We start from the raw sequence: 8724 nt of genomic DNA on the forward strand, positions 1-8724 counted from the left end.
GTCCACATCCTGCAAGCACCTTTGAATCCAGGAGTAACCCACCCATGACCACCCCCAAGGCACTGTTGATCCTCCACGGCAAGCAAGCCCTAAACGAGGACGTACGCACCGCCGTGCAGGCCCGGCGCGAGCAGGGTGGTGAATTGGCAGTGCGCGTCACCTGGGAAGGCGGCGACGCCCAGCGCCTGGTCAAGGAAGCCCTGGACGGCGGCTACACCCACATCATCGCCGGTGGCGGCGACGGCACCCTGCGCGACGTGGCCGAAGCCATGGCCCTGGCCAAGACCGACGCCAGCCTGGTGCTGATGCCCCTCGGCACCGCCAATGATTTCGCCAAGGCCGCAGGTGTACCGCTGGAGCCCGCCCAAGCCCTGGCACTGCTGGACGTGCCGCCAAGAGCCATCGACCTAGGCAAGGTCGGCGGGCAAATCTTCCTGAACATGGCCACCGGCGGCTTCGGCAGCCAGGTCACCGCCAACACCTCCGAAGACTTGAAAAAGGTTCTCGGCGGCGCCGCCTACTTGTTCACGGGGTTGACCCGTTTCAGCGAATTGAAGGCCGCCTACGGCGAGCTCGAAGGCCCGGATTTCCATTGGAAAGGCGAGCTGCTGGCGCTGGGCATCGGTAACGGTCGCCAGGCAGGCGGCGGGCATGTGCTGTGCCCCGAGGCGCTGGCCGATGACGGCTTGCTGGACATCAGCATCCTGCCAGCGCCCCAGGAGGTGGTCGGCACCCTGCGTGAGCTGATGAACAACGGCTGGGGCCTGGACACCATGTTCGTGCGGGCGCGTCTGCCGTGGGTCAAGATCAAAGTCGCACAAGGCCTGTACATCAACCTGGACGGCGAGCCGCTGGAAGGCGACGACCTGCACTTCGAAGCCCTGCCCAAGGCCCTGCGTGTGCACTTGCCGGTGGGTTCGCCGTTAGTCGTCCAAGCTGATGATCTGCTCGCGCACGGCGAATAACACCAGGCCCGCCACGTCGAAAATCTGCAGGCGCTTCATGATTTGCGAGCGGTGGGCTTCCACGGTCTTGATGCTCAACCCCAGCCCATGGGCAATTTCCCGCGTGGACTTGCCCCGCACGATCAGGCGCAGGATCTCCAGCTGGCGGGCCGTGAGGTTATGGCTGTGGCCGGCGGGCGTGGTGGCGCCCTGGCCACGCACCAGCGCCTGGTTGATCACGGTGTGGGCGATGGCCGGGCTCAGGTAGCGTTCGTTATTGCGCAAGGCCAGCAGTGCGTGTTCCAGCTCATTGGCGGTGGTGTCCTTGAGCAGGTAGCCGTGAGCGCCGGACTCCAGGGCGCGCATGATCAGCTCCGGGTCGGTGTGCATCGACAGGATCAGCACGCGGCTCTTGGGGTAGGTGCGCTTGAGTTGCTGCAGCGCATCGAGGCCGCCGGTGTGCTTCATCGACAGGTCCAGCAGCACGATATCGGGCTGCAAGGCGCTGAACTGCTCGAGCAGCTGTGCACCATCGCTGGCTTCGCCGATCACGGTGTAGCCGCAAATATCCTGGACCAGCGCGCGTACGCCGGCCCGAATCAGAGCATGGTCATCCACGAGGAGTAATTTGCAGGTCACTCGAGAACCTTAGGGGAACTGGCCCGTTCGAGGGCGCGCGGCGCCCAGGGGAAAAGCGCGTCGATCCGTGTCCCTTTCCCGGGCTGGCTGCTGACGGTCAGGGTGCCACCCAGCTGATCAATTCGCTCGGACATGCCAGCCATGCCCCGTTGACCTTCCAGGCCGGGGTTGATGGCAGGCGAAAAGCCCAGACCGTCATCGCTGATAATCAGCGAGAGGCCTTGGGGCAGGCGTTGCAGGCGTACCAGCAAATTGCGCGCCTGGGCGTGGCGTAGCATGTTGGTCACGGCTTCCTGCGTGATACGAAAGGCCGCCACGGCCATTTCTTCGGGGATGCCGGTCAGCCGCTGCTGGCATTCCAGGCTCCAGTGAATCGGGGTGTTTTCCAGGGTCTTGAGCAAGTGCGCACGCAGGCTCGCTTCCAGGCCCAGGCTGGCCAACTGGCGCGGGTTGAGGATGGCAGAGACGTCGCGCACCTTGGCCAGGGTTTCATTCAGTGTGTTGCACAGCACCGTGCATTGGCTTTGCAGATCTTCCGGCAGGCGGCGCTTGAGCCATTCGCTTTGCAGCTTGGCGGCGGTCAGTAACTGGCCAATATCGTCATGTAATTCGCGGCTCAGGCGGTGGCGTTCGTTTTCCTGCACTTGCAGCAGGCGGTCGGCCAATTCCTGGGGCTGGAACTTGATCGATTTGCGCGAGCGCCATTGTTGCAGGCCAACCACCACCAGGGTTGCCAGGTTAAGCAGCAACACGGCCAGCGGCAAAGGTTCGGCGTTGGCATAGGCCTGCAGGCTCAGCAGCAGCGAGACCAGGCACAGGGCGAGGGTCAAGCGCCGAACATGGCTGCGGGACACGGACCTGGCGAGGAGTGACTTGAGGTTGGCGTACATAGCGGATGGAGCCAATGAGGGTTCACTGCGGGAAGACCGGTCACGGCGGCTGACGGGTCTTTGTGTGGAGTGCGTGGCCGAATCTTTTTTATACATGATGAAGTTGAGTCACTTCGAGTGGGACATAGTACCACCCCTGTAACCGTTGGTCGCCTGACACTTTGCTTGGCTGCGCCACTGTCCAGACAGATACCCTGAAACAGTCTCAGAGTTTGAACAAGGGGAAGTTGTATTACTTGAGTTGGTTTGTATCGTTATGTTCGTTAGTGGCTATTTGATATAGCGGCGTGTCGTTTTCAGATAACTCACCTATCGAATACGACCTGCTGTTGGCTCAGGACGGGTGATGCACGCGTTGCTGCGGTTTGGTACTGAAGTCCTTTTGTGGAATCTGCAGCGTGACCGTTGCAATCAGCGTCGTTTGTTCCGTTTCATCCAATGTCAGGAGGCCGGTCTTTGCGTCGATAAGCTCCAACTGCCAGGCCAGCAACGTGAGGCAATCATGCAGTGCGTCCAGGGCTTGATCGTGCAGTTGCAACGGGTTTTCGGCGTTGGCGATCAGGTACTGGATATGTCGGGAGAATTCGCTGATCGCCTGCAGGGCCAGCGCATCGGCTTTTTCGGCGAGTTTGATCAGGCTGATTTTCATGCAGTCGATGGCATCGCTGTCATTACGAATCAGGTGCAGATGACTTAGGCACTCTTGTGACTTGGTCAGCAGCATTTCTGCTTCGCTCAAGAACTCAGGAAGTGCAAGTTGCCACTCGTTACCGTCGTTCATCATGCAAGTCTCCACAACTTTAGGTCGGGTGATGAGATGTCGCACCGGGTGAATGGCTTAAAACTAGCGCTGAAATATGACTCGAATCTGTAGGTTGCTTCTGGGATTTGAGTAGGACGTTTATTTAAATGACGGCGACGGCTGTGCGTTGCCCTCATGAACGGGGTCAGTTGCACACCTGGAGTTGCCGCGACGTGTATGTCTGGAAGGCCTGTGGGGCGAGGGCTCGGGATGGCAAACAAAAGCCTGACTCCATTCATGCATTGAGAATGGCGTCACATTAATGGCTATTAGATATTGCGAATATCAGGTTGGGCCCGATTGCGTATAGGGGAATCCCTTACGAGGTGGAACCTTGCGTCACTTTGAATGTCGCGCGAGGTCTCTGTACCGCCTTATGGAGAGGCCTACTCAGTAAAGCATGATGTCAGTGTGACATCAATGAATTTACATGGCATTTTACAGGGGTCAAGGTCTGGCGCTCGCCGCCGATAACAAGCCTTAGTGAGCTGCACAATCCCTTAGCGCATCAGGAGCTTTTAATGGCCGGCATTCTCGACACGGTAGATCAACGCACGCAACTGGTGGGTGAGAATCGCCTGGAGATCCTCATGTTTCGCCTGGCCGGGCGGCAGTTATTCGCGATCAACGTGTTCAAGGTGCAGGAAGTCCTGCAGCTTCCCAAGCTGACCCTGATGCCCCAGCGTCATCCGTTCGTGTGCGGCGTGGTCAACCTGCGTGGCCAGACCCTGCCGGTGATCGACCTGTCCCAGGCAATCGGCATGCGCCCGCTGGTACCGGGCCCCAACAGCACCATTATCGTCACTGAGTACAACCGCTCGGTGCAGGCGTTCCTGGTGGGGGGCGTGGATCGCATCGTCAACATGAACTGGGAAGCGATCCTGCCGCCGCCGGCCAGTGCCGGGCGCCAGCATTACCTCACTGCCATCAGCAAGGTCGATGACCAGTTGGTGGAAATCATCGATGTGGAAAAAGTCCTGGCCGAGATCGTGCCGTACAACGCCAAGGTTTCGCGCGACAAACTCGACGACCCGGTGCTGGAACGCGCCCGTGGCCGTGAAGTGCTGCTGGTGGACGACTCCAATGTCGCCTTGTCGCAACTGCGCGACACCTTGGGCCAGTTGGGCGTGAAGATGCACATCGCCAGCGACGGTCTCAAGGCGCTGAACATGCTCAAGAGCTGGGCAGACAGCGGCCAGGTGATGACCGACAAACTGCTGATGGTCTTCACCGACGCCGAAATGCCCGAGATGGACGGCTACCGCCTCACCACCGAGATCCGTAACGACCCGCGCCTGCGTGGGCTGTATGTGGTGTTGCACACCTCACTGTCGGGTAGCTTCAACGATTCGATGGTAAAGAAGGTCGGCTGCGACAATTTCCTGTCCAAATTCCAGCCCGACAAGCTGGTTGATGTGGTGCGCCAGCGACTGATGCTGGACGAAGTGCCGGCTTGACCTTAGGGTGGCATCTTTGCTCCTCAGGAATGCAGGCCCATGCTTCGTCTCAGCGCGTTGTACCGTTACCCCTTAAAGTCCGGCAAGGCCGAAACCTTGCAGCAGATCGGCCTGGATAAACTCGGGCTTGAAGGGGATCGACGCTGGATGTTGGTGGACGAAGCCAGCGGGCGTTTCCTGACGCAGCGCGCCGTGGCGAAGATGAGCCAGTTGTCGGCGCTGTGGAACAGCAGCGGTGGCTTGACCCTGAGTTCGGCGGGCTTTGCACCGTTGGACGTGGCACTGCCGGACGGCGACAGCGCGTTGCGCGGGGTGACCATCTGGCGTGACACCTTGCGCGTGCCGGATGCGGGCGACGCGGCGGCGGCGTGGGTCAGCGAGTTTATCGGCAAGCCGACCCGGCTGGTGCAGATCCCCCCCGAGCGTGCGCGCACCACCGAGGCCGGTTACGGCCGCGACGACGATCAAGTGGCGTTTGCCGATGGTTACCCGTTGCTGTTGATCGGCCAGGCGTCTTTGGACGACCTTTCCCAGCGCGTCGGCCGGCCCATGGAGATGCTGCGCTTTCGGCCCAATCTGGTGATCGAAGGCAGCGAGGCTTTCGCCGAAGACGGCTGGAAGCGCCTGCGCATCGGCGACCTCGAGTTTCGTGCGGTCAAACCGTGCTCGCGCTGCATCCTCACCACCATCGACCCGCAGACCGGCGAACGCAGTGCCGATCGTGAGCCATTCGCGACCCTTGAGGCCTATCGCAAGACCGAGGCGGGCGCGATTTTCGGCCAGAATCTGGTCTGCGACGGTGTTGGGCGCCTGGAAGTGGGCATGCCGGTCACCCTCCTGGAATAATCCGCTGGCCCATAAAAAATGCCCGTCTCGCAGGAGACGGGCATTTTTTTAATGCCTTGAAACGCTTAGCCGCGGTATTCGCACAGGTAAGCGGTGTCCACGGCGACCTTGAGCTGGAACTTGCTGTTGGCCGGTACGTTGAACTGGCTGCCGGCGGCGAAGGTTTCCCAGTCGGCGTCGGGCAGTTTGACGCTCAAGGCGCCGGACACTACGTGCATGATTTCACGCTGGGCGGTGCCGAATTCGTATTCGCCCGGGGCCATTACGCCGATAGTCGCCGGACCTTCTGCGGTGCCGAAAGCGATCGACTTGACGGTGCCGTCGAAGTACTCGTTGACTTTGAACATGGGCGATTCCTCGGAAAAGGGTCTGGAAAGGTCGGCCAGTATGCCCAAGGGCAGGGGAGCTGCCTAGACCGGTAAAATCAGCGGCAACAGGCGTGCGGTGTTACGCGCATCCTCCAGCGCCCGATGTTGCTGGCCATGAAACTGCATGCCCGCCAATTGCAGCGCGCCATTGAGCCCCAGCGGCTTGTCCAGGCGCCGGGCCTTGGCGAAGCGCTGCTTGAGGTTCACATGGGGCGTTTGGGCCAGGGCGCTGGCCAAACCGTTGCGCTGCCATTCCAACTCCAGTTGCAGGCGATCGTAGTCACCCCAGCTGGCCCAACCTTCCAGGCGTGGCTGATGCTGGCCCAGCCAGCGTTCGAACAAGGGCCACACCTCAGTGATCGGCGCCGCAGTGTCGATATTCGCCTGGCTGATGTGTGTCAGCTTGCGACAAAAGGGCGTCAGCAATGGCCGGCGCAGCGGCCGTACAAAGCGCTGGAAGTGATCCAGCTCGCGGCCCTCGCGATTCACCAGGCTCGCGCCGATCTCTATGACTTCCATCTCCGTCACGGGCCAGCCGCCGTCATCCGTTGTGGCTTCAAGGTCGATAATCAGCCAATGAGGCATCGTGCAGGTTCCCGTACTCTTCCCTTTCTGTTGGGGATAGAGCGTAGCCCGGCCGCGTAGTTCCGCCCAGGGCTTATACGATCTCCAGCAAAACCTGGCGATTGCGCACTTGATCACCGGCAATCACCTGTATGCCGTTGATCACACCGTCCATGCCGGCCTTCAGTGGGTGCTCCATTTTCATGGCCTCCAGCACCAGCAGCAGTTGGCCTTTGGTCACGCGCTCACCGGCGCTGACCCGCACCTCGACGATGGCGCCGTCCATGGGCGCCTTGACGGTGCCACTGCTCACATCGGCCTGGCCGCTGGCGACTTGATGCGTGCGGTGGGTCACGCTGAGGCCGGGCAGCCAGAGCTGTGTGCCGTCGAGGCAGTAGGCCACGCGGCGGCGTACGCCATTGAACTCCCAGGTGGCCCAGCGGCCATCGGTGTTCAGTTGCAAAGGGGCAGCGGTGACGGTGTGGCATTCGCCGTTGACCTCCAGGCGGCATGTCCACGGGGCACTGGCCGTGTTGCGCCAGCCCGCGAACGCTGGGGGGTGGGCGTCGGCGCTCTGCTGATAAAACAGCGCTGCGGCGAGGGCGAGCTGTTCCGCTGAGGCCGGGCGGCGCGGGATTTCGCTGAAGTGCTTGGGCATAAACCCGGTGCTGAAATCGCCGTCGATGAAGTCTGGATGCTCGAGCAGGTCCGCCAACAACTGCTGGTTGCTCTCGACGCCCAGCAACACTGTGTCTTGCACCGCCCGCAGCAATTTGCGTCGCGCCTCTTCGCGGGTGGCGCCATGGGCGATGATCTTGCCCAGCATCGGGTCGTAGAACGGGCTGATGGTTCCGCCTTCGCGCAGGCCATGGTCGGTGCGCACGCCCGGGGCCGGTTCCCAGCGCAGTACGTCACCGGTTTGCGGCAAAAAGCCGTGGGCCGGGTCTTCGGCATACAGGCGCACTTCCATGGCGTGGCCGTTCAGGCTCACTTCGGCCTGGCTGATGGGCAGCGGCTCACCGGCGGCAATGCGCAGTTGCCAGGCCACCAGGTCGAGGCCGGTGATCAGCTCGGTTACCGGGTGTTCCACTTGCAGGCGGGTGTTCATTTCCAGGAAGTAGAACTGGCCGTTGCGGTCGAGCAGGAACTCTACGGTACCGGCGCCGACGTATTGCACCGCGCGCCCGGCCTTGAGGGCAGCTTCGCCCATGGCCTGGCGCAGGTCGGCGGTCATTACCGGGCAGGGGGCTTCCTCGATGACTTTCTGGTGACGGCGCTGGATCGAGCAATCGCGCTCACCGAGGTAGATCAGGTTGCCGTGGCTGTCGCCGAACACTTGGATTTCGACGTGGCGCGGGTCGACCAGCGCTTGTTCGAGGATGAGTTCTTCGCTGCCGAATGCGTTCAGTGCTTCGGAGCGTGCGCTGCGCAGTTGGTCGAGCAGCTGGCGGCTGTCGTGCACCAGGCGCATGCCGCGGCCGCCACCGCCGGCGCTGGCTTTGATCATCAGCGGGTAGCCGATGCGGTCGGCTTCCTGTTGCAGGGTTGCGTCGTCTTGCTGGTTGCCCTGGTAACCGGCGATGCAGGGGACGCCGGCGGCGAGCATGGCGAGTTTGGACAGGCGCTTGCTGCCCATCAGTTCGATGGCTTGGGGGCTTGGGCCGATGAAGGTGAGGCCGGCGTTGAGGCAGGCTGTGGCGAAGTCGGGGTTTTCGGAGAGGAAGCCGTAGCCGGGGTGGATGGCGTCGGCGCCGGTTTTTTGGGCGGCCTCGAGGATGGCTTCGATGTTCAGGTAGGACTGGTGGACTGGGGCGGGGCCGATGTGGACGGCTTCGTCGGCCATTTGGACGTGCAGGGAGTGGGCGTCGGCGTCGCTGTAGACGGCGACGGTGCGGTAGCCGAGGGATTGGGCGGTGCGTTGGAGGCGGCAGGCGATTTCGCCGCGGTTGGCGATCAGGATTTTGGTCAGGTGTGGCATGGTTGGTGTCCTCGGGTACATATCCATTTTTTTGGTAACGGCTGGTTATGGTTCCGCCCTTACGGCGGGTCACTTTGGAAAAGAGCCCCAAAGTAACCAAAGGGCTCTTGCCCCAACACTCGGCACCTCGCTTAGGCTCGGTGTGCCCTCACTCCGGCTTTGGAGCGTGGGCCGCCGCGATGGGCCATCCATGGCCCAGCGCGGCTAACCCGGCGTCCTGCCGGGTTGCCCACGCT

9 protein-coding genes are annotated in these 8724 nt (G+C 61.8%); 3 read left to right on the forward strand and 6 right to left on the reverse strand.

Annotated elements, in window-relative coordinates; genetic code table 11:
* The first annotated feature begins 44 nt into the window (after nucleotides 1-44).
* Nucleotides 45-965: a lipid kinase YegS gene (yegS, locus tag GIW02_RS26530; RefSeq protein ID WP_236418841.1), complete on the forward strand. Its 921-nt coding sequence runs from the start codon at nucleotides 45-47 to the stop codon at nucleotides 963-965.
* On the opposite strand, the gene GIW02_RS26535 is transcribed toward yegS, so the two are convergent.
* The 3 genes from GIW02_RS26535 to GIW02_RS26545 form a co-directional block, all read right to left on the reverse strand.
* Nucleotides 924-1583, reverse strand: coding sequence for a response regulator transcription factor (locus GIW02_RS26535; protein WP_236418835.1), 660 nt, complete (start codon nucleotides 1581-1583; stop codon nucleotides 924-926). The two genes, yegS and GIW02_RS26535, sit on opposite strands and share 42 nt — an antisense overlap.
* Nucleotides 1580-2473: a sensor histidine kinase gene (locus GIW02_RS26540; RefSeq protein ID WP_236418838.1), complete on the reverse strand. Its 894-nt coding sequence runs from the start codon at nucleotides 2471-2473 to the stop codon at nucleotides 1580-1582. Before GIW02_RS26540 ends, GIW02_RS26535 begins: the two co-directional genes overlap by 4 nt.
* A 334-nt stretch (nucleotides 2474-2807) precedes the next feature.
* Nucleotides 2808-3257 carry a hypothetical protein gene (locus tag GIW02_RS26545; RefSeq protein ID WP_236418833.1) on the reverse strand — a complete coding sequence of 150 codons (450 nt, stop codon included), beginning with the start codon at nucleotides 3255-3257 and terminating at the stop codon, nucleotides 2808-2810.
* Nucleotides 3258-3796: 539 nt separating this feature from the next.
* Between GIW02_RS26545 and GIW02_RS26550 the strand changes: the two genes are divergently transcribed.
* Together GIW02_RS26550 and GIW02_RS26555 are read left to right on the forward strand one after the other, a co-directional pair.
* Nucleotides 3797-4732: a chemotaxis protein CheV gene (locus tag GIW02_RS26550; protein WP_236418832.1), complete on the forward strand. Its 936-nt coding sequence runs from the start codon at nucleotides 3797-3799 to the stop codon at nucleotides 4730-4732.
* 39 nt (nucleotides 4733-4771) lie between these two features.
* A complete protein-coding gene (locus GIW02_RS26555; protein WP_236418831.1) occupies nucleotides 4772-5578 on the forward strand; it encodes an MOSC domain-containing protein in 807 nt (268 codons plus the stop codon).
* Between the two features lie 65 nt (nucleotides 5579-5643).
* Here GIW02_RS26555 and ppnP read toward each other — a convergent pair whose 3' ends face one another.
* The 3 genes from ppnP to GIW02_RS26570 all read right to left on the reverse strand — a co-directional run bounded on the left by ppnP (nucleotide 5644) and on the right by GIW02_RS26570 (nucleotide 8488).
* Complete coding sequence (gene ppnP, locus GIW02_RS26560) at nucleotides 5644-5925, reverse strand: pyrimidine/purine nucleoside phosphorylase (protein WP_236418830.1); 282 nt, start codon at nucleotides 5923-5925, stop codon at nucleotides 5644-5646.
* Nucleotides 5926-5988: 63 nt separating this feature from the next.
* The gene (locus GIW02_RS26565) at nucleotides 5989-6531 is read right to left on the reverse strand and encodes an exonuclease domain-containing protein (RefSeq protein ID WP_236418829.1); all 543 of its coding nucleotides are present in this window, start codon (nucleotides 6529-6531) and stop codon (nucleotides 5989-5991) included.
* 73 nt (nucleotides 6532-6604) lie between these two features.
* Nucleotides 6605-8488 carry an acetyl-CoA carboxylase biotin carboxylase subunit gene (locus GIW02_RS26570; RefSeq protein WP_236418828.1) on the reverse strand — a complete coding sequence of 628 codons (1884 nt, stop codon included), beginning with the start codon at nucleotides 8486-8488 and terminating at the stop codon, nucleotides 6605-6607.
* Nucleotides 8489-8724 lie beyond the last annotated feature (236 nt).

This window comes from Pseudomonas syringae, from assembly GCF_021606685.1.
In the GTDB taxonomy this organism is placed as follows: domain Bacteria; phylum Pseudomonadota; class Gammaproteobacteria; order Pseudomonadales; family Pseudomonadaceae; genus Aquipseudomonas; species Aquipseudomonas syringae_R.